A 22,614-nucleotide genomic window follows, 5' to 3' on the forward strand; every position below is an offset into this window, starting at 1 on the left:
CTCAATTTCTCCCGGCTTTGATGATGACCGGACACAAAGCTACTTAAGGTCCGGCAGAACCGGTACATGAACAACCGGACCGAGAAGGACCATCGACGCGTCAAGCGCCGTATCCGCCCAATGCTCGGCTTTCAATCCGAGCACACCGCCGCGGTCATTCTCGGCGGCATCGAACTCGTCCACATGATCCGCAAGGGCCAGATGATCCATGCGATCGACGCCCCAAATCCGTCTCTTGCAGAGCTGTTCAACCTGTTGGCCGCATAAATCACCATACGAATGGGCCTGTTTCGCCCCGCGTAGAAATTTGCGACAGAACCCATCGGCGCGGTGGGAGCCTTTGCGGTCAGCATCATCTTCCTCGGCGAGGCGCCCAGCCCGGCAAGGCTCCTCGCCGCCGGACTGATTCTCTCGGGACTCGTGCTGATGAAGGTTGCGACGCCCTAATCGCTCAATGCCCCGGAGCGTTTTTCTTCATGCTCTCGTCCATGCGCGCCAACTGCTCCGGCGTCGCCTCGCTCTGGTACTTATCCTTCCACTCGCCGAAGGGCATCCCGTGGATGAGCGCGCGGGCGTCGGCCTTGTCACCTTCATAGCCGGCATCCCGAATCCAGTCGGCTAGGCAGTTGCGGCAGAAGCCCGCAAGGCCCATCAACTCGATGTTCTCGGCGTCGGTGCGGTGCTGCAGGTGGCGCACGAGGCGGCGGAACGCAGCGGCCGCCGTGGCATCATCCAGCGCATTCATTCGGTCACTTTGGTTCATAATGTCGCAATCGTCCTTGGCCATTGGTTCTTGGTTTCTAATGCTGCCTTTGCCATATGAGCCCCCGTTCCTGAAAGAGCCCCCTTTCCGAAAGAGGCACAGCACCTTGGCCAGCATCCCTCCCTCCGCGACCGTCCCCTACCGCCGCTCGCCGCATCACCGCGGCATCAAGCGCATGCGCAAGGTGAAGATCCTGGCGACGCTCGGCCCCGCCAGCCGTGACAAGGAGATGATCGCCAAGCTGCTCAAGGCCGGCGCCGACGCCTTCCGCGTCAACATGAGCCACGGCGACCACGAAACGCACCGCGAAACCATCGCCAATATCCGCGCGGTGGAAAAGGACCTCGAGCGTCCCGTCGCGATCCTGTGCGACCTCCAGGGCCCCAAGCTGCGCGTCGGCACGTTCGAGGGGGGCAAGGCCTTCATCCGCCACAGCGCGCACTTCACGCTCGACCGTGATCCCACACCGGGCAACGACGAGCGCGTCTGCCTGCCGCACCCCGAGCTCTTCGGTATCCTCCAGAAGGGCCAGCGCCTTCTGATAGACGACGGCAAGCTGCGCCTCGTCGTCATCCGCGCCGAGCCCGACGCAATCCTGTGCAGCGCCGAAGTCGGCGGCCCGATCTCGGACCGCAAGGGCGTCAACATCCCCGACGCGCTCGTGCCGATCCCGGCGCTGACCGAAAAGGACCGCCGCGACCTCGCCTTCGCGGTTGAGATGGGGGCCGACTGGATCGGCCTCTCCTTCGTCCAGCGCCCCGAGGACGTCGCTGAAGCGCGCCGCCTCACCGGTGGCCACGGCGCGATCATGTCCAAGATCGAAAAGCCGGCGGCAGTCGAAAGTCTAGACGAGATCATCGAGCTGTCGGACGGTATCATGGTCGCCCGCGGCGATCTCGGCGTCGAACTGCTGCCCGAGGAAGTACCGCCGATCCAGAAGCACATCGTCGAGAAGACCCGCGCCCAGGGCAAGCCTGTCGTCGTGGCAACGCAGATGCTCGAATCGATGATCACCAGCCCTTCGCCCACCCGCGCCGAGGTGTCCGACGTCGCCAACGCGGTCTACGACGGCGCCGACGCGGTCATGCTCTCGGCCGAGACGGCGGCGGGCCAGTGGCCGGTCGAGGCGGTGACCATCATGGACCGCATCGCCGCCAAGGTCGAAAGCGACCCGACCTACCGCCAGCGCATCCACATTGCCCAGACCCCGCCCGACGCGACCTCGGCCGACGCGCTGTCCGAATCCTGCGCCCAGATCGCAGACACCCTAACGATCGAGGGCATCATCGTCTTCACGGGCTCAGGCATCTCGGCCCGCCGCGTGGCGCGCGAGCGTCCCGCAGCTCCCATGCTGGTGCTGACGCCGCTGCAGAAGACCGCGCGCCGCCTTGCCCTGTTGTGGGGTACGCACTGCGTCATCACGCGGGACATCGGCAGCTTCGAGGAGATGATCGCCAAGGGCAAGCGCATGGCCCTGCGCCATGGCTTCGGCGCCGCCGGCTCGCGGCTGGTGACGCTGGCGGGCGTGCCGTTCGGCGTGCCGGGGTCGACGAACCTGCTTCACATCGTGACGCTCACGGGCAACGAGCTGGATACGCCGAAGTAAGAGGAAAAGAGGGAAGTTCTGGGGCCATCGCCCCAGACCCCTCCAATGTCGTCGCCGTGCGCGCGGCGGCTGTCTCCTGGCTCGAAATGGGCGCTAGGCGATGCGGCGCGCGCTACCTCGACGATAATGGGATGCAGGGGCGATGGCCGCTGCGTCTTCCCTTAAGTCTTCACTCTGGCCGGACTGCCGACAACAGTAGCGCCGACCGGAACATCGCGCGTCACCACGCTTCCCGCGCCGACGATCGCATCATTTGAAATCGTCACGCCAGGCATGATGAGCGCTCCGGCGCCGATCCAGACATTGCGCCCGATGCGGATCGGCCTGCCCCATTCAAGGCCGCTGGCCCGCTCCACCGGATCTCGCGGATGGTCGGCGGTCAGTATCTGGACGCCGGGGCCGATCTGCGCGCCATCGCCGATTACCACTTCCACCACGTCGAGGATGACGCAGTTGAAGTTGAGGAATACGCCGCGTCCAAGGCTAATGTTGCAGCCGTAGTCGCAGTGGAAAGGCGGCCGGATCGCCGCGCCCTCGCCCACGGCGGCAAAGCGTTCGCGCAGAAGCGCCTCGCGCTCGTCGGGGTCGATGGTACAATTGAAGCGCACCATCCATTCGGCCGCGGCGCGCTGGTCAGCGGCGATCTCAGGGCAGGAAGCGCGGTAGGGTTCACCGGCCAGCATCTTCTGCTTTTCGGTGCGCTGCGCCATCAGGTGCGGCTGCCGAACAGCGCGCTACCGACCCGGACATGCGTCGCACCGAGCAGGACAGCGGTTTCGAAGTCCTCGCTCATGCCCATGCTGAGCTGTTCTAGACCATTGTCGGCGGCGATCTTGGCGAGCAGCGCGAAGAACGGCGCGGCCTCGATCCCGGCGGGCGGTACGCACATCAGGCCCACGACCGGGATGCCCGCCCCGTGCGCCGAGGCCAGCAGCGCGGGCACTTCGGCGATCGGGCAGCCGCCCTTCTGCTCCTCCTCGCCGATGTCGACCTGGATGAAGCAGGGGACCTGGCGCCCGGCCTTCTCCATCGCCTTGCCGAGTGCGGTGACCAGCGAGGGCCGGTCGAGGGAATGGATGCAGTCGAACAGCGCCACCGCATCGTCAGCCTTGTTCGACTGCAGCTGGCCGACGAGGTGGAGCTTCACGTCGGGGTAGGTGCCGCGCAGGTCGGGCCACTTGGCCTGCGCCTCCTGCACGCGGTTCTCGCCGAACACGCGCTGACCGGCCTCGAGCAAAGGCTCGATCGCGGCGGCGTCGTGGGTCTTGGAAATGGCGACGAGTTCCACCGCCTCGGGCTCGCGTCCCGCGATGCGGGCGGACTGGGCGATACGGGCGCGGACGGCTTCGAGGGGAGATGCTGGCTGATCCATGGCGCGCTGCTATAGCGTCCCCGTGAAGATCCGCCAGCCGTCGATTCCCCTGCTCTGGCTCGTGAGCGATGCCCGCAACGATGCGGTGATCGAGCGCGTTCTGCCGCGATTGCCCCCCGGCTCGGGACTGATTTACCGGCACTACCACCTGCCGCCCGCCGAGCGTCGGGCGCGGTTCGACAGACTGGCGGGAGCGGCGCGCCGGTTCGGACACGTCGTGGTGCTTTCAGGTGACGCCCGAACGGCGCGCCGGTGGGGTGCGGACGGTGCCTACGGCGCTGCGGAGCGACTGACCGCATGGCCGCAGGTGCTGCGCTTGGCGACGGCACACACCTTGCGCGAATTGGCGAAGGCGCAGCGCGCGGGCGCAGACGCAGTGCTGCTGTCACCGGTGTTCCCGACTGCGTCGCACCCCGGCGGCAAGGCCCTCGGCCCGGTCCGGTTCCGGCTGATCGCGGCCCATGCGCAGATACCTGTGATCGCGCTGGGCGGCATGACCGGACACCGCGCCCGCGCCCATCGCCTCGCACGCTGGGCGGCGATCGACGGACTGTCCTGAGCGGAGCCCTCCACAGCCGCGTTCCCGATCCATTCTTGACGCGGACTCCCGGCCCGCCGCATAATCGGACCTGAACCCTGGGGAATTTTTGAAATGGCTACTCGGCCCATCGCGCCCGGTCGGCGCATCGCCAAGCCGGACTGGCGCGCCATCCTGAAACGCTCGCTGCGCCGCGCCAGCGAGCTGTCGGGCGCAGTCGCGCTGTTTGCAGGGATGGTGTTCCTCGGCCTCGCGCTGCTGAGCTATCACCAGACCGACCCGTCCACCTCTACCGCCGCCGGCGGCACGGTGCAGAACTGGATGGGTCCGGTCGGCGCCTGGGTGGCCGACAGCGTGCTGATCCTGTTCGGGCCGGTCGCGGCGCTGTTCATTCCCCTGCTCTACGTGTTCGGCCGCAAGCTCTGGCTGCTGGTCGAGGAGGACGACGGCGAGATCGAGCATTCCGACCAGCGCTGGTGGCGTCCCGTCGGCGTGCTGGCCGTGGCAATGCTGCTGATCGCGACCGTGCTGTCGCTGTGGTTCACCCAGCCCGGCGGCTCGCTGCCCGCCTCGATGGGCGGGATCACTGGGCTGCTGGGCGCCAAGGCGATCACCTCGCTCGCCGAACTCTCGCCGCCGATTGTCCAGAACTGGATCAAGCTCGCCCTTGCGCTCATGTGCCTCGGTGCCGGTGTGCTGCTGGCAGGCCGCGTCTTCGCGCTCGACTGGGTGCGTCTGCTCACGCTGCCGGGCCGCATCGGCCGCCTGCCGCGCGCACTGCCCGCCCCCGACGAGGTTCCATTCAAGGCCGCCAAGGAAAAGCAGGCCCCCAGGCCCGAGGCCGCCCCGCGCATCGCCGAAAGCCCCGCCGCCGCTGCCGCCCTGGCCGATAAGCCGCGCAAAGCGCCCGAGATCGCCGACCCCAAGGTTTCCGCCACGCCTGCGCAGGTCGGCTTCGGCAACCGGCAGAAGGACATGTTCGACAAGTACGCGTTGCCCGGCCTCGACCTGCTCGAGGATCCGCAGCCCAATTCGCAGCCCAAGATTGACAAGCTCAGCCTCGAACGCAACGCGCGCCTGCTGGAAACCGTGCTCGACGACTTCAACGTCAAAGGCGAGATCACCGCCGTGCGCACCGGCCCCGTCGTCACCATGTACGAGCTGGAACCTGCCCCCGGCATCAAGGCCAGCCGCGTGATCGGCCTGGCCGACGACATCGCCCGCAACATGTCGGCGATCTCGGCGCGCGTGTCCTCGATCCCGGGCCGCACGGTCATGGGCATCGAACTGCCGAACGCGGACCGCCAGATGGTTTCGTTTAAGGAGATGGTCGCCTCCGAGGCGTTCATGAGCCACAAGGGCATGCTGCCGATCATCCTGGGCAAGGACATCGCGGGCGAGCCCGTGGTCGCCGACCTAGCGACGATGCCTCACCTGCTCGTCGCGGGTACGACCGGCTCGGGCAAGTCGGTCGGCCTCAACGCCATCCTGCTCTCGCTGCTCTACCGGCTCACCCCGGCGCAGTGCCGCCTGATCCTCGTCGATCCCAAGGTGCTCGAACTCAAAAGCTACGACGACATCCCGCACCTGCTCTCACCCGTCGTCACCGAGCCGCCCAAGGCCATCCGCGCACTGAAGTGGGCGGTCGAGGAAATGGAGCGCCGCTACCGCCAGATGAGCGAGATTTCGGTCCGCAACCTCGCCAGCTTCAACGAGAAGGTCCGAACCGCAGCCGCCAAGGGCAAGCCACTTGGCCGCCGCATCCAGATCGGCTTCGACCCCGACACCGGCGAGGAACTCTACGAAGACCGCCAGCTCGACTACGAGGCGCTGCCGCAGATCGTCCTCATCGTCGACGAACTGGCCGACCTCATGGTTACCGTGGGCAAGGAAATCGAAGTGCTCATCCAGCGCCTCTCGCAGAAGAGCCGCGCGGCGGGCATCCACCTCATCATGGCGACGCAGCGCCCCTCGGTCGACGTCATCACCGGCGTCATCAAGGCCAACCTGCCGACCCGCGTATCCTTTGCCGTGACCAGCCGCATCGACAGCCGCACGATCCTGGGCGAGCAGGGCGCCGAGCAGCTGCTGGGCAAGGGCGACATGCTCTACAAGCCCAGTTCTGACCCGATCAAGCGCGTTCACGGCCCCTTCGTCTCGGACGAGGAAGTGGAGCGGGTGGCGATCTACTGGCGGACCCAGGGCAAGCCCGACTATGTCGATGCCGTCACCGAGGAGCCCGAAGAAGGCAGCTTCGGCTTCGACGACCTCGACGCCACCGCCTCGGACGCGCCGGACGAGCGCAAGTACCGCCAGGTCTGCCACCTCGTGTTCGAGAACCAGAAGGTCTCGGTCTCGTGGCTGCAGCGTCAGATGGGCGTCGGGTACAACACCGCCGCCAAGTGGGTGGAGCGCATGGAGAACGACGGCTTCGTAGGCCCCGCCAACCACGTCGGCCGCCGCGACATCTACCGCGACGAGAACGGCAACCCGCTGTGAGGCGTGGCATTCTGGGCGGCGCGGCCCTGGCTCTCTGCGCCCTCGCCGCCGCGCCGGCGGCAGCCCAGACGCTAGCCACCACGGCCGGCAGCTGGGTCAAGGTCTTCGCGCTGGACGTGGAGCGTACCCTCGGCCGCAGCGTGCGCGTGGACACAGCAAGCATCGTCCCCGGAGGTCTCGGCCGCACTTTCCGCCAGGCGGAGGTCATGAACCGCGCGAGCCGCGCCTATCCGCGCGGCACCACCCGCTTCGCACTGCGCAGCGTCGACTGCACCGGCGGCCGTGTCGTCACCTCGGCGTGGCAGGTCGTCGGCCCGACCGGCACCGCGCTGGGCACGTCGGCAGGTGCGAGCACGGTCGTCCGGGTCAACTGGGACAGCGAGGACGGCAAGGTCCTGCGCTACATCTGCCAGGGCATCCTGCCGCGCTGACCTTTCCGCCTGCACCCATCTACCAATGTATGGTTGGTCTCACCGCCCCGCCCCTCTAAGGTGGCGTCGCGGACGCCATTTCACACGCATTGCCGAAGGGTATCGATGGAAGAACATGCACAGGATTTCCTGCTGCGGGACGGGTTCCTGCTGCTGGGCACGGCACTCATCTTCGTGCTGCTGTTCCGGAGACTGGGCCTGGGCGCCACGCTGGGCTTCCTGCTTTCGGGCGCGGTGCTGGGGCCCTATGTCCTCGACCTGATCGGCGATCCCGAAAGCAAGCTGGGCATCGCCGAACTGGGCATCACCCTGCTGCTGTTCATCGTCGGCCTCGAACTTGCGCCGCCGCGGCTCTGGCGGATGCGGCACGAGATCTTCGGGCTCGGGCTGCTGCAGGTCGTGCTGTGCGGCTTGGCGGTGACGGGGATCATCTACCTGTTCACCGGCTTCAGCCTCCAGGCCTCGCTGGCGTTGGGGCTGCCGCTCGGCCTCTCCTCGACCGCGCAGGTCCTGCCGATGCTCCAGAGCGCGGGCCGCCTGCACACGCCCTTTGGTGAGCGCTCCTTCGCGATCCTGCTGTTCCAGGACCTGTCGATCATCCCGCTCATCACGATCATCGCCGCCATGAACCGCAATCCTGCGCTCCCCGCGGGGCCTCCGGGCTGGGTGCTTGCGCTGGAGACGGCGGCCGCGATCGCGGGCCTGATCCTCGCGGGCCGCTTCGCGATCCGCCCGCTGTTCCGCCTGATCGGCAATCTCGGCGAACGCGAGATGTTCGTCTTCGCCGCTCTGTTCACCGTCATCGCCAGCGCCGCGCTTATGCAGGCGCTGGGCCTCTCCACCGCGCTGGGCGCCTTCATCGCCGGCGTCATGCTCGCCGACAGCCCCTATCGCCACGAGCTGGAAGCCGACGTCGAGCCCTTCCGCTCGATCCTGCTCGGCCTGTTCTTCATGTCTGTGGGCATGCTGCTCGACCTCTCGGCCATTGCCGAGCGGCCGCTGTTCGTGATCTCGATGGCACTCGCCCTGATCGCGGTGAAGTCGACCATCATCTTCCTGCTCGGCCTCGCCTTCCGCATGGAATGGCGCAGTGCGCTGGCGCTCGGGCTGCTGCTGAGCCAGGGCGGCGAATTCGCTTTCGTGCTATTCGCGCAGGCCAGCAACTCGATGCTGGTGGACAGCGGGGCGACCAGCCTGTTCAGCGCCATCGTCACCCTCTCGATGGTCACCACGCCGTTCCTGATGATGGCCACCCGCCGCATCCGCGAACGCCCCGCCAGCACCGAGAGCCGGGAGGAACCGCAGGACGACGGCGCCAACGCGCTCGTCGTCGGCTACGGCCGCTTCGGGCAGACCGTGGCGCAGATGCTGATCGCCGCCGACATCGAAGTGACGCTGATCGACACCGACATCGAGATGATCGACGTCGCCGGCGGCTTCGGCGCGAAGGTCTACTTCGGCGACGGCACCCGCATCGACTTGCTGCGCCAAGCGGGCGCCGCCGAGGCCGAGCTGATCGTGTTCTGCATCGACGGCGACCAGCTGACCGAGGCGTTCCTCCACGCCGTCCACGACGCCTTCCCCCGCGCCGAAATCCACGCCCGCGTGTTCGACCGCCGCGCCCTGCTGCGGCTCAAGGATTCGCCGGTCAAGTCGATCGCCCGGGAGGTCCGCGAATCGGCGGTGCTGCTGGCGCGCAATGCGCTGGGCGGCCTCGGCATCTCGCGCGAGGAGATTGCAAAGGCCGAGGACACCTACCGCCTGCGCGACAAAGAGCGGCTCTCAGCCCAATACGAATCGGGCGACCTGCGGACCGCCCGCGACCGCATCATAACCCAGCGCGCCCGCGAGCCGCGCGAAGGCGGGGCGATGTGAATGCTGGGCGCGCGGCCCCTTTTTACCTGCAACATTGCGGCGCTTCGGGTGTAGTTCCCCCCACAACCCTTTAGGCCAGCGGAGAGAGCAACCATGCGCGTCGGCACCGTCAAGGAAATCAAGAACCACGAATATCGCGTCGGCCTGACGCCCGAGAGCGCCCGCGAACTGGTCTCGCACGGGCACGAGGTCTGGGTGGAAACCGGCGCGGGGCTCGGTATCGGCGCTTCGGACAACGACTATGCCGCCGCCGGCGCCAAACTCGTCGCTGCCGCACCCGAGATATTTGGCGCGTGCGAGATGGTGGTGAAGGTCAAGGAGCCGCAGCCCGTCGAACGCGCGATGCTGCGCGAGGGGCAGATCCTCTACACCTACCTTCACCTTGCCCCCGATCCCGAACAGACCGCCGACCTCGTCGCCTCGGGCGTTACCGCGATCGCATATGAGACGGTTACCGGTCCTGGCAGCTCGCTGCCGCTGCTGAAGCCGATGAGCCAGGTCGCGGGCCGGATGTCGATCCAGGCCGGCGCCACGGCGCTGGAAAAGGCGCACGGCGGGCGCGGCGTGCTCCTGGGCGGCGTGCCCGGCGTACTGCCAGCGCGTGTCATGGTGCTGGGTGGCGGCGTGGTCGGCTTCAACGCGGCGCAGATGGCGGTGGGCCTCGGCGCCGACGTCACCATCCTCGACCGCAGTCCCGAAGTGCTCGAACGCCTCGGCATCCACTTCGAGAGCCGGGCCAAGACGCGCTTCGCCAATTCCAGCAACATCCGCCAGATGCTCTGCGAGGCCGAGCTGGTGATCGGCGCCGTGCTCGTGCCCGGTGCCGCCGCGCCCAAGCTCATCACGCGTGAGATGCTGTCCTGCATGAAGCCCGGCGCGGTGCTGGTGGACGTCGCCATCGACCAGGGCGGCTGCTTCGAGACCAGCCGTCCGACCACCCACGACAATCCGACCTTCGTGGTCGACGGCATCGTCCACTACTGCGTCGCCAACATGCCCGGCGGCGTGGCCCGCACCAGCACTTACGCGCTCAACAACGTGACGCTGCCGCACGCGCTGGCGATCGCCGACCTGGGCTGGAAGGCGGCGCTGAAGGCCGATCCCTATCTGGCGGATGGGCTGAACGTGCACGCAGGCAAGGTGACATATGAGGCCGTCGCACGCGAACTGGGGTATGACTACGTGCCGGTAGCGGACGTGCTGGGCTAGGCGCCCACGAACGGTGCCGCCACTTCCGGCGGCACCCGCATGAGGCGGCCCGAGGCGATGTCGATCATCGCCCAGGTAGTCCTGGCGGAGACGATGACCTTGCCCGCCGCATTGCGGAAATCCACCCGGCGATCGAACCTTGCCCCGCTCGGACCGTCGGGAATGAAAGTCTCGCCGGTCACGCTCTCGCCCTCGCGGATGTTGCCGCGGTAGTCGATCTCGTGGCGGGTCACGAGCCAGGCGTATTTCGCCTGGTGCTCGGGCGGAGCGAGCGCGGCCCAATGCGCGCCCGCCATCGCTTCCATCCACTGCACCCAGACCGCGTTGTTGACGTGGCCCATGATGTCGATGTCATGGGCCTGCGCGGTGAAAAGCAGGGTGAAGCGCGCCGCGGTCACTTGGCGCTCACCCCTCGACGCCGAGCTGCCACAGGATGAAGGCGAATTCCTCCGCCGTTTCCTTCAGGCTTTCGAAGCGGCCCGACTTGCCGCCGTGGCCCGCGCCCATGTTGGTCTTGAGGATCAGCTCGTTGCCGTCGGTCTTGACTTCCCGCAGCTTTGCTACCCACTTGGCGGGCTCCCAGTAAGTCACGCGCGGGTCGTTGAGGCCGGCGGTGACCATGAGTGGCGGATAGCCTTGCGCCTTCACCTGGTCGTAGGGGCTGTAGCTCAGGATCAGGTCGAAGGCGGCCTTGTCCTCGATCGGATTGCCCCATTCAGGCCACTCGCCCGGGGTGAGCGGCAGCGTCTCGTCAAGCATTGTGTGCAGCACGTCGACGAAGGGAACGTGCGCCACCACCGCGCCGAACAGCTCGGGATCGGAGTTGATCACCGCGCCCATCAACTCGCCGCCGGCCGAGCCGCCCGAGATGCTGATCTTGCCTTCCGAGGTGAAGCCGCGCTCGATCAGGCCCTTCGCAACGTCGACGAAGTCGTTGAAGGTGTTGTTGCGGCGCTCCAGCTTGCCGGCCTTGTACCAGGCGCGCCCCATGTCGTCGCCGCCGCGGATATGCGCGATGGCATAGGCGAAACCGCGATCGACGAGGCTGAGGCGCGAGGTCGAGAAGCCGGGGTCGATGCTGATGCCGTAGGCGCCGTAACCGTAAAGGTGCAGCGGGCCTGCGGCGTCGAACTTCTCGGCCCGGTCCTTGCGGTACATGATCGAGACGGGGATCGCGGTGCCGTCGCGGGCGGTGATCTCCAGCCGCTCGGTGGCGTAGAGCGAGGCGTCGTAGCCCGAGGGGATTTCCTGGACCTTGAGCGTCTCGAGCGTGCGCGCGGCCACGTCGTAGTCGAGCACCGAGGACGGCGCGACCATCGACTCGTAAGAGAGCCGCAGCGTCGTCATGTGCCATTCGGGATTGTTCGACAGCCCGGCGGAATAGCTCGCCTCCGGGAAGGTTATCGCCTCCACGCGGGAGGGATCGTCGTAGTAACGCACCTGGATCTGGTCGAGGCCGGCAAGGCGGCCCTCGATCACGTAGAAGTCGCGGAACAGATCGGCGCCCAGCAGGTAGAACGCGTCCGAGCCCTCGATCAGTGTCGTCCACTCGCCAGGGTTGTCCAGCGGCGCGGTGGCGAGGCGGAAGTTCTCGTGGGTGTCGTTGGTGTGGATGTAGAGCACGCCCTCGCGCTCATCCACGTCGTACTCGACACCCTTGGCGCGCGCCTTCACCAGGATCTGCGTCCCCAGCGGATCGTCGGCGGGGACCATGCGGCATTCGCTGGTCTCGTGGTCGCTGGTGCCGATCAACAGCCACTTCTCGTTGGCCGAGAGCGTGGAGCCGACGCGGAAGCCCTCGTCGTCCTCGTGGTAGAGTTCGACATCGCTTTCCAGCGGCTGGCCCAGCCAGTGCAGGCGGGCATTGTCGGTGCGCCACTGCTCGTTGGCGAGCGAGTAGACGAGGCCGGTGTCGTTCGCGACCCAGATCAGGCCCGAGAGGGTGCCCGGAATTTCGTCGGGCAGGAGTTCGCCGGTCTCGAGGTTCTTGATCCGCGCGGTGAAGCGCTCGGAGCCGTTGTCGTCGATGGCATAGGCCAGCAGCTTGCCATTGGCGCTGGTCGAGATCGCGCCGAGACGGAAGTATTCCTTGCCCTGCGCCAACGCGACTTCATCGAGGATCAGCTCGTCGGGCCCGCCTGCGACAGGGCGGCGCCACCACTTCTTGTACTCGGCGCCCTCGTCGAAATCGATCCAGTAGAGCCAGTCGCCGTCCTTTTGCGGAACCGAGGCGTCTGCTTCCTTGATGCGGCCGCGCATTTCAGTGAACAGCGCGTCGATCCGGCCCTTGTGCGGGGCCATGCGTGCCTCGAACCAGCCGTTCTCGGCCTCGAGGTGGGCGAGCACGTCCTTGTCGGTCACTTCGGGATAGCCGGCATCCCGCAGCCAGGCGTAGTCGTCGGTCACGGTCACGCCGTGGTGGGTGACGGAATGCGGCTTTTTTGCCGCCAGCGGAGGACCGATGAGGGTCTGGGTGGAATCTGCCATCGGTCCCATCTATGTTCGCTGCATGACACCCGCAAGCCGGATACCCCCTACATGCTGATGAATACCCACGAACCGCGCCTCGAAGCCCTCCGCAAGGAACTGAAAACACGTGGCCTCGACGGCTTCGTGATCCCGATTTCGGACGAGCACATGAGCGAGTACGTGGGCGGCTATGCCCAGCGTCTCGAATGGCTGACCGGCTTTGGCGGCTCGGCGGGGACGGCGGTGGTGCTGACCGACCCGGCGCTGGTGCCCTCGGCGGCGATGTTCGTGGACGGGCGCTACACGCTCCAGGTGCGCGACCAGGTCGACGGGCGGCTCTACGCCTATGAAAGCGTGCCGCAGACCAGCATCGCGGGCTGGCTGGCCAAGCACGCGCCGGCGGGCGCGAAGATCGGGTACGACGCCTGGCTGCACGGTTCCAAGTGGGCGCTGGGCGTGGCCAAGGCGCTCGGCGCCAAGGGCGCCGCCCTTGTCGCGGTGGACGGCAACCCGGTCGATGCGGTGTGGGACGACCAACCCGCCCCCTCGCCCGCCTCCGCCCTCGTCCACCCCGACGAGTTCACCGGCGAGACCAGCGAGGCCAAGCGCGGCGCCGTTTCCGAATGGCTTGAGGCCCAAAACCTCGATGCCGCGGTCATCACCGCGCTCGATTCGATCGCCTGGCTGCTCAACATCCGCGGCACCGACGTGGAGCGTACGCCGGTCGCCCTGTCCTATGTCATCGCCCGGGCCGACGGCACCGCCGACCTGTTCATCGCGCCCGAAAAGGTGACCGAAGACCTGCGCCGCCACCTTGGCAATGCCGTCAGCATCAAGCCTCGCGACGGCTTCGTCGGCGCCCTGCGCGACCTTGCCGGCAAGCGTGTCGCCGTCGATCCCGAGCGGGCGGTCAGTGCGATCTTCGAGGAACTGCGCAAGGCTCATGCCACCGTGGTCGAGGAGCGTGATCCCACCGTGCTGCCCAAGGCGGTCAAGAACCTGGTCGAGCAGGCGGGCCACCGCGCCGCGCAGGCCCGAGACGGCGCGGCCGTCTCGCGCTTCCTGCACTGGCTCGCGGTCGAAGGCCCCAAGGGCGAGGTCACCGAGATCACAGCCGCCGACAAGCTCCAGGCCTGCCGCCAGGAAGCGGGCGATCTACGCGACCTGTCGTTCGACACGATCTCGGGCGCCGGGCCCAACGGCGCCATCGTGCACTACCGCGTCTCGGAGGAGACCAACCGCACGCTGGAGCCCGGCTCGGTCTACCTCGTCGATTCGGGCGGCCAGTACCCCGACGGCACAACCGACATCACCCGCACCGTCTGGGTCGGCCCAGGTGAGCCCTGGCCCGAGTTGAAGGACCGCTTCACCCGCGTACTCAAGGGCCACATCGCGCTTGCCCTCGCGGTCTTCCCGCAGGGCACGGCCGGCAGCCAGCTCGATATCCTGGCGCGCCACGCGCTGTGGCAGGTGGGCCTCGACTACGCGCACGGCACCGGCCACGGCGTCGGCAGCTTCCTCTCGGTCCACGAAGGGCCGCAGCGCATCGCCAAGTCGGCGGGCGGGCAGGCCGGCGTCGACCAGCCGCTGCTGCCCGGCATGTTCCTCTCGAACGAGCCGGGCTACTACAAGACCGGCGAATACGGCATCCGCATCGAGAACCTCGTGCTGGTCGAGCCGCGCGCGATCGAGGGCGCTGAAGGCGAGTTTTACGGCTTCGAGACGCTGACCCACGTTCCGATCGAGCGGCGACTGGTCGACATGTCGCTGCTCTCGCCCGCCGAACTCGCATGGTGGAACGCCTACCACGCCCGCGTGCTGGAAATCGTTGGCCCGCAGCTCGATGGTCCGGCCAAGGCATGGCTCGAGGCGCAGTGCGCGCCTCTCTGACAAGGAAACCCTGACATGACGACGCTGGGCCGCGACCTCCGCACCTTCCCGATCCACCTCGGCCTCGGCGCCGGCGCCTCGGCCCAGCCCGCCTTCACCGGCATGGAATGGTACGAGGCCTATGCCCAGCGCACCGAGGCGGACGGCGCCGAGGGCCGCCTCGTCAGCCTGTTCGACTTCACCTCGGACTGGGACTCGTGGGAGATGCACCCCGCCGGCGACGAAGTGGTGATATGCCTCTCCGGCGAGATGACGCTGATCCAGGAGCGCCCCGACGGCAGCCTGCATTCCGAACCTCTCAGTGCTGGTCAATACCTCATCAATCCGGCGGGGACGTGGCACACCGCCAACATCTCCGAGGCCGCCACCGCGCTGTTCATCACTGCCGGTGAAGGGACCACCAGCCGTCCGCGCTAGATCTGCCTGCGTTTCTTTAAAACCATTCATCGGCTTTGCGCGTTCATGAACAGACCCGCGCAGATGTGACAATTGGCGACAATAAACCCCTGTCCCGGCATAAATGCGCGACAAGACAGTCATAGAACAGGCCTCAGAGAGCCGCGGGGCTCCCCTCCCTGCCCCGCCCTGCGGTTCTCATCCTATTCTGAACGGATGAGAGAAACGCCATGATCACCCACTTCAAGAAGCTGACGCTCGGCATTTCAGCCGCAGCACTCACTATCGGCGGTATCGCCTGCGCCCAGGCCCCCGCCAACCCGCCCAAGATGGAACGCCCCAAGATCGACGCCAATGGCGACGGCGCGGTGACCCGCGCTGAGGCGCAGGCCGCCGCGACCGCGATGTTCGCGAAGATGGACGTCAACAAGGACGGCAAGCTCGACCAGGCCGACCGTGAACTGGCCCGCCAGCAGAGGACCGACGCCCGGTTCGCCAGGCTCGACACCAATAGCGACGGCTCGATCTCGAAGGCCGAGTTCTCGGCTGATCGCGGTCCGCAGCGCGGTCCCGACGGCGAAGGTCCGCCGCCCCCTCCGGGTGGTCCCGGCATGGGTGGTCCTGATGGCCCAGGCAAGGATGCCGCAGGCATGCGCGGAGGCAAGGACGGTCGCGGTCATCGCGGCGGCCACGGCGGCATGCGCGGTCACGGCGGCGGCATGATGTGGATGGCCAAGCAGGCCGATACCAACAACGACGGCGCGATCAGCCAAGCCGAATTCATGGCTGCGGCAACCAAGCGCTTCGATGCCGAAGACGCCAACAAGGACGGCAAGGTGACCAAGGAAGAGCGTCAGGCTGGCCGCGAGGCTAAGAAGGCCGAATGGCAGGCCAAGCGCGGCGACAAGAAAGCTGACAACAAGGCTGCGAACTGACAGGACGGCGCGGGTTAGTACAAGGATTGCCGATGAACGACACCGCGCCTTCCAAACTCCTGCTCGTCGATGACGAAGCGGCGCTGCGCGAACCCCTGGGCGAGTATCTCTCGCGGCAGGGGTTCGCCGTCGTCCAGTGCTCGAGCGCGGCGGAAGCCCGCGCGCGCCTGCGCGACGTGCCGAGCGACGCCCGCTTCGACCTCGTCCTGCTCGACATCATGATGCCGGGCGAGGACGGGCTGTCGCTGTGCCGCCACCTCGTCGAAACGCAGGACGTGCCGGTGATCTTCCTCACAGCGCGCGGCGAGGCGACCGACCGCATCGTCGGTCTCGAGATCGGTGCGGACGACTACGTCGTGAAGCCGTTCGAGCCGCGCGAACTGGTCGCCCGCATCCGCAGCGTCCTGCGCCGCGCCTCGCGCAGCACAGCGGTGAACGAGGCAGAGAACGAGGCCTTCGAATTCGAGGGCTGGCGCCTCGACCCCCTCAAGCGCCGCCTGATCGACGCCGAGGGCGCCATCGTCGCAATCTCCTCGGTCGAATTCCGGCTGCTCATGGCCTTCCTCGAACATCCCCGCCAGGTCCTCAACCGCGACCGCCTGCTCGACATGGTGCAGGGCCGCGAGGCGCACCTGTTCGACCGCGCGGTCGACAACCAGGTCAGCCGCCTGCGCCGCAAGGTCGAAGTGGACAGCCGCAACCCGCAGCTCATCCAGACCGTCTGGGGCGGCGGCTACATGCTCGCCACCGACGTGCGCCGGGTAGCGCTGGAAGACTGATGCATTTTCCCCGCCCGAAAAGCCTGATGGGCCAGATGCTGATGGCCGTCGCAGCCGCGCTGCTGCTCGTCCAGGGCATCGGCGCGATCCTCGTCTACCGAGCACAGCGCGAGAGCCTCGAGGTCGGCATGGTCAACGCCGCCGCCTTCCGCCTGATCGCGGAAACACGCGGTTTCGGCGGGCTCGACCGCATGAAGCGCGGCGATCGTCCTGACCGCGACCGCGGCGGCCCCTTCGGCGGCGCCCAGCCGCGCGGCTTCCCGGTCGAGTTCGGCACCGCCTCGCCGGTCGGAGCGGACGAGACGCGCGACACCCGTGCGCAGGCCCGCCTCGCCCGCATCCTGGACGAACAGGAATTCCCCGCCACCGACATCGCCGTCGTCCATCGCACCGTGCGCAGCGACCCCGTCGCCAGCAGCACGGTCCAAAAGCGCGCAGCGCGCCGAGGGACGGACGGTCGCAAGCTGGCCGACATGATGGACGACAACCTGCTCGTCGTCGCCGTGCGCCAGCCCGCCAAGGATACCTGGCTGATTGCGCGGGTGCGCAGCCCCCGCGCCATGAACGTGCTGCTGCAGCCGCTGCTGGTCCAGACGCTGATCATCTACCTCGTGCTGGTGGGCGCGGTGGCGCTGATCCTGCGGCGGATTACCCGGCCGCTGGCGGCGCTGACCCGCCGGGTCGAGCAGTTCGCCGTCGCGCCAGGCTCGGCCGGACAGCTAGAGCCGAGCGGGCCCGAGGATATGCAGCACCTGATCGTTGCGCACAACGCCATGGAAGCGCGCATCGTCGCCATGCTGGATGAGAAGGACGTGATGCTCGGCGCGATTGGCCACGACCTCAAGACCCCGCTGTCGGCGCTGCGCGTCCGCATCGAATCGGTCGAGAACGACGTCGAGCGCGGCCGCATGGCCGGCACCATCGAGGACATCGTGCGTACCCTCGACGACATCCTCTCGCTCGCCCGCGTCGGGCGTCCGAGCGACCCGCGCGAGCGCACCGAACTGTCCGCCCTGGTGGCTTCGGTGGTCGAGGAATACGAGGACATGGGCGACCCCGTGGAGCTGGGCGACACCCGGCGCATCGTCCTCGAGGCGCGCTCGACATGGCTGCGGCGCGCGCTGCGCAACCTCATCGGCAACGCCCTGCGCTATGGCCACCGCGCCCGCGTGACGCTGGTGCGCGAAGGCAACAAGGCCGTCATCCGCATCGAGGACGACGGCCCGGGCATCCCCGACGATACGATCGAGGACATGATGAACCCCTTCGTGCGCGGCGACCCCTCGCGCAATTCGACCACCGGCGGCGCCGGCCTTGGCCTCGCGCTCGCCCGCGCCATCGCCGACCAGCACGGCGGCGCGCTGATCCTGTCGAACCGGCTGTCGGCGACTGGTATCGTCGAGGGACTGACGGCGCGGCTAGAAATCCCGGTGGGCTGACGCCTCACCGCATCGCTGCGAACTCGGCGTCGATCTGCGGGCCCATCATGTCATCGAGGAGGCCGCAGTTGCGCACCCGCTCGCTCGCCCGCGCCAGTTCCAGTGCGCCGGGCGTGCCCGCCAACTTGGGGCCGAAATCTCGCTCGATGCGCGCGCCCCAGGCGACCGAGCAGAACCGCCCCAGCATCTGCGGCAGGCGCCGGGCGAAGGACGCCCCGTTGCTGCCCGCCAGCAGCACGTCCACCTGCGCCAGTGCCCAGGCATAGCCGTATTCGCGCGTCGTGCTGCGCGACATCACCCCATCGAGGAAATCGCGCTTCTCCCCGTCGCGCAGGCGCGGATCGTCGAGCGACAGCAGCCAGGCCGCGACCGCGGGATCGCCGAAGCGCGCGGCGGCGCCCAGCGCGGCGGGGCGGAACACCGGGTCTTGCGACGACAGCGCCTGGTCAACTAGCTTGTGAACCGCTGCCGCATCCTGCCCGAACAGGTGGATGTCGAGCGCATGGTCGAACCACGCCGGATCGAGCGCCGTCCTGTCTCCGGCAAGGTAGGCGGCCACGGCGTCCTGCAGCTTGCGGCGGATGTTCTTGCCGCTCTCAGTGCCCACCAGCGCATTGATTACCTGCACCCGCCGCTGCGCCCGCGCCGAAGTCTCCTGCGCATAGATGCCGGCATGAGGGTCGAAGCCGTAAGTCTTCAGCAGCGGCAGGTAGAGCTTCTCGCGCAGCAGCCTAAAGCCGCGCCGCCCCTGCGCGCCGACGATGTTCTCGCGCACCAGCCGGCTCAGCGCCTTGTCGGGCGCGTCAGCGGCGTGGGGGTCGGGGTGGTGGATCAGCTTCTTCGCCAGCCGCGCCATCTCCCCGATCGTGCCGCGCCCGCCCCGGATCGAGGCCCAGAGCGAATCGACCAGCGCCAGCGCCTCGCCGCCAGGCAGGGTGTCCGCGCTAGCGATGAGGTCCTGCCAGTGCTTCGCAGTCAGCTCGAACCGGTAGTAGCCGGTGCCGCCGGCGTTTGGAAACACCGGCCCCTTACCCGCCATGACGAAGCTCTGGGTGTGCTGGTCCATGATGAAGCACTGGCGGTTCGCCCCTCGCCGCAGGCAGAGCGGGATCGTCCAGTCCGATTCCGGCGGCGCCACCCCCGCCGTGGTGTAGCGCAGTTGCGTCACCGCCACCCGGTCGCCGCTCTGCTTCATCGCCAGCAGTGGAACGCCCTGCTGCTCGACGAAGCTGCGCATGGCGGGAACCAGCTTGGGATTGCCCGCGACTTCGGCCAGCGCGGCGAAGAAGTCCTCGCTCGTCGCGCTGCCGAAGCGGTGCGCGGCGATGTGGCGGCGCACGCCCTCGCGGAACTTTTCATCACCCAGCCACGCCGCGATCATGCCGACGACGTGGCCGCCTTTGCCGTAAGTGATGGCGTCGAAGGCCGAATCGATGTCGCTGCTGCGCGCGATCGGCTGGCGGATCGGCCGCCCGGCCAGAAGCGCGTCGGTCTCCATCGCCTCGTAGCCCGCACCCAGCGCGTCTCCCGCGATACCGAGGTCCGGCCGCCACTGTTCGCCGACGCGGTAACCGATCCAGTTAGCGAAACTCTCGTTCAGCCAGAGATCGTCCCACCAGGCGGGCGTGACGAGGTCACCGAACCACTGGTGGCCAAGTTCATGCGCGACGACCGTGCCGAAGCTGCGCTGCTGCACGACGGGGGCCTGCCCGTCCATCACCACCAGGTCGTCACGGTAGAGGCTGGCGGCGGCGTTTTCCATCGCGCCGGGCAGGATCGGGGTAGTGATCTGGTCGAGCTTGGGAAACGGGAACGGCTCGCCGAAATAGTCCTCGAGCAGCGCGGTGATCCGCTGTGATCCGTCCAGCGCGAAGGCCAGTTCGCCCGCGTTCGGCGAGGTTGAGGCGATCCGCACTGGCAGCGGCGGACTGCGCTCGGCGTTCGGGGCGGCGTCGCCCGAGAGCGTGGCGAAAGGCCCGACCATCATCGCCACCAGATACGTCGGCAGCGGCGCGGTCGGGGCGAAGCGGTGGACGGCGAGGCCGTTCTCGATCCCCGGCACCCCCGCTTCCGGAGCGTTGCCGATCGCGGTGAGACCTTGAGGAGTTCGTAATGTCAGCGTGAACGGCGTCTTGAAGCCCGGCTGGTCGAAGCAGGGGAACACTGCGCGAGCATTGATGGGCTGGAAGTGCGTCCAGCTGTACCAGCCGCTCTCCACCTCCAGCCGGAACATGCCGGAAGGGCCGTCGGCGAAGGCGGCGTCGTAATCGAACGCCAGCGTGACCGGGCCTGCGGGGAGGTCTTGCGCGAAGGTCACGCGGGCGACGCCGCCGGGATCGACCTCGCGCCATTGGCCAGGAAACGAGCGCCCGCCGGCGCTGGCCACCAAGCGCGAAACCGCGAGCCCGCGCCCGTGCAGATCGATGGTCGAGGCCGGCGCGGCGAGCGTCGCGTCGATTTCGACATGGCCCGAGAAGCGCGGTTTCGCGGGGTCGACGGTGAGGTCCAGCCGGTAGGCGGCAGGCTTGACGGCTTCACTCAGCCGCCCGAGCGGAACGCCCTCGGCGGCAGGCGTGACGACGATCGCGTCCTGGGCATGGGCAGTCCCGGCCAGCATCACCGCCGCAAGAAGGCTCCAAAGCAGCTTCATCCAGTGAAAATCGTCGTCTCGGACTTGACCCGGGACCCCTGTGTACTCTTGAGGCGAGCCCTCTCAGCGGCTTGGACCGAGAAGTCGGCGCGGCCCGACCAGCGATCGCGGATCAAGTCCGGGACGACGTCATTCTCGAAGCCTGCCCCTCCCCTCAGCGCATCAGCCCCCCGATGAGGTTGCGCGCGAAGCGGCCGAGGCCGGGGAAGCCGATCGCCCGGCCCAGCGCGTCGCCCACGGTCCCGGCGGCCGCGCTGGCAGCCGAGGCCTGGGGATTAGCGCGGCTTTTCTTTCCCTGCATCGTCTGCGCGAGGATGGCCCCGGCGCTGCCCGCCGCTGCCCCGGCGGCGGCCTTGGCGACCTTGCCGCCGATGCCGTCCCACAGGCCCGGGCTCTTGCGCGCTTCCTTACGAACCGTTTCCTCGCCCTTTTCCGCGACTTCCTGCGCCGTAGCCGCCGCATCGGCGGCCTTGGCGGCGAGCACCTCCTCGGCGCTCTCGCGGTCGACGCGGTTGTCGTACTTGCCCTCCACCGGGCTGATCGACTGGACGATGGCGCGCTCCTTGGGCGTCACCGGACCGAGACGCGAGCGCGGCGGCGCCACCAGCGTCCGCTGGACCACGCTCGGCGAGCCGTCGTCATTGAGGGTGGAGACCAGCGCCTCGCCCACCTTCAGCTCAGTGATTGCGGCCTCGACATCGAGCTCGGGGTTGATGCGGAAGGTCTCCGCCGCCGCCTTGATCGCCCGCTTGTCGCGGGGCGTGAAAGCGCGCAGCGCGTGCTGGACGCGGTTGCCGAGCTGGCCGGCGATCTTCTCGGGAATGTCGATCGGGTTCTGGGTGACGAAGTACACGCCCACGCCCTTGGAGCGGACCAGCCGCACCACCTGCTCCACCTTGTCCTGCAGCGCCCCCGGTGCATCGTCGAACAGCAGGTGGGCCTCGTCGAAGAAGAACACGAGGCGGGGCTTGTCGGGGTCGCCCACTTCGGGCAGCGCCTCGAACAGCTCGGACAGCAGCCAGAGCAGGAACGTCGCGTAGAGCTTGGGGCTGCGCATCAGCTTGTCGGCGGCGAGCACGTTGATGTAGCCGCGGCCCTGCTCGTCGCACGTGATGAAGTCCGCGATCTCCAGCGCCGGTTCGCCGAAGAACTGCGCTGCCCCCTGGCTGTCGAGCGCCAGGAGCTGGCGCTGGATGGTGCCGACGCTGGCCTTGGTGACGTTGCCGTACTTGGTCGAAAGCTCCGAAGCGTGCTCGGCGGTAAAGGCCAACATCGCCTGCAGGTCCTCGAGGTCGAGCAGCAGCAGGCCCTGTTCGTCGGCGAAGCGGAAGACCACGTTAAGCACGCCTTCCTGCGTGTCGTTGAGGTCCATCAGGCGCGAGAGCAGCAGCGGGCCCATCTCCGAAATGGTGGTGCGCACCGGGTGGCCCTGCTCGCCGTAAATGTCCCAGAACACCGCCGGATTATCGGAATAGGCATAGTCGGTCATGCCCAGTTCCTTCGCGCGCTCCTCAAGGATCGCGGCGTTCTTGAACTGCGGGCTGCCGGGCATAGCAATGCCCGAAAGATCGCCCTTCACGTCGGCGAGGAACACCGGCACCCCGGCGGCCGAGAACTGCTCGGCGATGGTCTGGAGCGTCACGGTCTTGCCGGTGCCGGTGGCGCCCGCGATCAGCCCGTGGCGGTTGGCCCGGCCGAGGCGCAGCACCTGCCGGTCGCCATTGGCGCCCAGTCCCAGAAAGATCTCGCTCAAGTCCGCGTCT

At 67.8% G+C, this 22,614-nt stretch carries 18 protein-coding genes and 1 pseudogene; 12 read left to right on the forward strand and 7 right to left on the reverse strand.

Annotated features, from left to right (window positions below; all coding sequences use genetic code 11):
- Window positions 1-45: 45 nt before the first annotated feature.
- Window positions 46-267 (forward strand): annotated as a pseudogene (locus tag PMI02_RS04325) (DDE-type integrase/transposase/recombinase); the annotation flags it as partial.
- A 184-nt stretch (window positions 268-451) separates the two neighbouring features.
- Here the strand turns inward: PMI02_RS04325 and PMI02_RS04335 are convergent.
- Complete coding sequence (locus tag PMI02_RS04335) at window positions 452-787, reverse strand: DUF1244 domain-containing protein (protein WP_007679295.1); 336 nt, start codon at window positions 785-787, stop codon at window positions 452-454.
- Window positions 788-938: 151 nt separating this feature from the next.
- On the opposite strand from PMI02_RS04335, the gene pyk reads away from it, so the two are divergent.
- Window positions 939-2,369 carry a pyruvate kinase gene (gene pyk / locus PMI02_RS04340; RefSeq protein WP_052025426.1) on the forward strand — a complete coding sequence of 477 codons (1,431 nt, stop codon included), beginning with the start codon at window positions 939-941 and terminating at the stop codon, window positions 2,367-2,369.
- A 161-nt stretch (window positions 2,370-2,530) separates the two neighbouring features.
- Here the strand turns inward: pyk and PMI02_RS04345 are convergent, their stop codons facing one another.
- Together PMI02_RS04345 and PMI02_RS04350 are read right to left on the reverse strand one after the other, a co-directional pair.
- Entirely contained in the window at window positions 2,531-3,079 is a 549-nt protein-coding gene (locus PMI02_RS04345) for a sugar O-acetyltransferase (protein ID WP_007679299.1), read from the reverse strand.
- On the reverse strand, window positions 3,079-3,741 hold the full coding sequence (locus PMI02_RS04350) for a YggS family pyridoxal phosphate-dependent enzyme (RefSeq protein ID WP_036502199.1): 663 nt from the start codon (window positions 3,739-3,741) through the stop codon (window positions 3,079-3,081). Before PMI02_RS04350 ends, PMI02_RS04345 begins: the two co-directional genes overlap by 1 nt.
- Here PMI02_RS04350 and PMI02_RS04355 point away from each other — a divergent pair.
- From PMI02_RS04355 to ald, 5 genes are all read left to right on the forward strand, one after another.
- On the forward strand, window positions 3,740-4,300 hold the full coding sequence (locus PMI02_RS04355) for a thiamine phosphate synthase (protein WP_007679305.1): 561 nt from the start codon (window positions 3,740-3,742) through the stop codon (window positions 4,298-4,300). The two genes, PMI02_RS04350 and PMI02_RS04355, sit on opposite strands and share 2 nt — an antisense overlap.
- Window positions 4,301-4,393: 93 nt before the next feature.
- Window positions 4,394-6,778, forward strand: coding sequence for a DNA translocase FtsK (locus PMI02_RS04360; protein ID WP_007679308.1), 2,385 nt, complete (start codon window positions 4,394-4,396; stop codon window positions 6,776-6,778).
- Window positions 6,775-7,209 (forward strand): hypothetical protein, encoded by a 435-nt coding sequence (locus PMI02_RS04365; RefSeq protein WP_007679310.1) that lies wholly within the window; start codon window positions 6,775-6,777, stop codon window positions 7,207-7,209. The genes PMI02_RS04360 and PMI02_RS04365 overlap by 4 nt, the downstream gene beginning before the upstream one ends.
- A 105-nt stretch (window positions 7,210-7,314) precedes the next feature.
- A complete protein-coding gene (locus tag PMI02_RS04370) occupies window positions 7,315-9,084 on the forward strand; it encodes a cation:proton antiporter (protein ID WP_007679312.1) in 1,770 nt (589 codons plus the stop codon).
- A 93-nt stretch (window positions 9,085-9,177) separates the two neighbouring features.
- On the forward strand, window positions 9,178-10,293 hold the full coding sequence (gene ald, locus PMI02_RS04375) for an alanine dehydrogenase (RefSeq protein WP_007679314.1): 1,116 nt from the start codon (window positions 9,178-9,180) through the stop codon (window positions 10,291-10,293).
- On the opposite strand, the gene PMI02_RS04380 is transcribed toward ald, so the two are convergent.
- Both PMI02_RS04380 and PMI02_RS04385 read right to left on the reverse strand, forming a co-directional pair.
- Complete coding sequence (locus tag PMI02_RS04380) at window positions 10,290-10,691, reverse strand: thioesterase family protein (RefSeq protein WP_007679316.1); 402 nt, start codon at window positions 10,689-10,691, stop codon at window positions 10,290-10,292. The genes ald and PMI02_RS04380 overlap by 4 nt on opposite strands.
- Before the next feature lie 7 nt (window positions 10,692-10,698).
- On the reverse strand, window positions 10,699-12,780 hold the full coding sequence (locus PMI02_RS04385) for a S9 family peptidase (RefSeq protein WP_007679318.1): 2,082 nt from the start codon (window positions 12,778-12,780) through the stop codon (window positions 10,699-10,701).
- A 51-nt stretch (window positions 12,781-12,831) separates the two neighbouring features.
- On the opposite strand from PMI02_RS04385, the gene PMI02_RS04390 reads away from it, so the two are divergent.
- The 5 genes from PMI02_RS04390 (at window position 12,832) to PMI02_RS04410 (ending at window position 18,201) form a co-directional block, all read left to right on the forward strand.
- Entirely contained in the window at window positions 12,832-14,652 is a 1,821-nt protein-coding gene (locus tag PMI02_RS04390; protein WP_007679320.1) for an aminopeptidase P family protein, read from the forward strand.
- A 15-nt stretch (window positions 14,653-14,667) separates the two neighbouring features.
- A complete protein-coding gene (locus PMI02_RS04395) occupies window positions 14,668-15,069 on the forward strand; it encodes a cupin domain-containing protein (RefSeq protein ID WP_007679321.1) in 402 nt (133 codons plus the stop codon).
- A gap of 209 nt (window positions 15,070-15,278) precedes the next feature.
- Entirely contained in the window at window positions 15,279-15,983 is a 705-nt protein-coding gene (locus PMI02_RS04400; protein WP_007679323.1) for an EF-hand domain-containing protein, read from the forward strand.
- Between the two features lie 32 nt (window positions 15,984-16,015).
- Complete coding sequence (locus tag PMI02_RS04405) at window positions 16,016-16,762, forward strand: response regulator (protein WP_007679325.1); 747 nt, start codon at window positions 16,016-16,018, stop codon at window positions 16,760-16,762.
- Window positions 16,762-18,201 carry a HAMP domain-containing sensor histidine kinase gene (locus PMI02_RS04410; protein WP_007679327.1) on the forward strand — a complete coding sequence of 480 codons (1,440 nt, stop codon included), beginning with the start codon at window positions 16,762-16,764 and terminating at the stop codon, window positions 18,199-18,201. The genes PMI02_RS04405 and PMI02_RS04410 overlap by 1 nt, the downstream gene beginning before the upstream one ends.
- A 4-nt stretch (window positions 18,202-18,205) precedes the next feature.
- Here the strand turns inward: PMI02_RS04410 and PMI02_RS04415 are convergent, their stop codons facing one another.
- Together PMI02_RS04415 and PMI02_RS04420 are read right to left on the reverse strand one after the other, a co-directional pair.
- Complete coding sequence (locus PMI02_RS04415; protein ID WP_007679329.1) at window positions 18,206-20,851, reverse strand: M1 family metallopeptidase; 2,646 nt, start codon at window positions 20,849-20,851, stop codon at window positions 18,206-18,208.
- Between the two features lie 154 nt (window positions 20,852-21,005).
- Window positions 21,006-22,604 (reverse strand): helicase HerA-like domain-containing protein, encoded by a 1,599-nt coding sequence (locus PMI02_RS04420; RefSeq protein ID WP_036502203.1) that lies wholly within the window; start codon window positions 22,602-22,604, stop codon window positions 21,006-21,008.
- Window positions 22,605-22,614: the final 10 nt, after the last annotated feature.

Source organism: Novosphingobium sp. AP12 (genome assembly GCF_000281975.1).
Taxonomy (GTDB): domain Bacteria; phylum Pseudomonadota; class Alphaproteobacteria; order Sphingomonadales; family Sphingomonadaceae; genus Novosphingobium.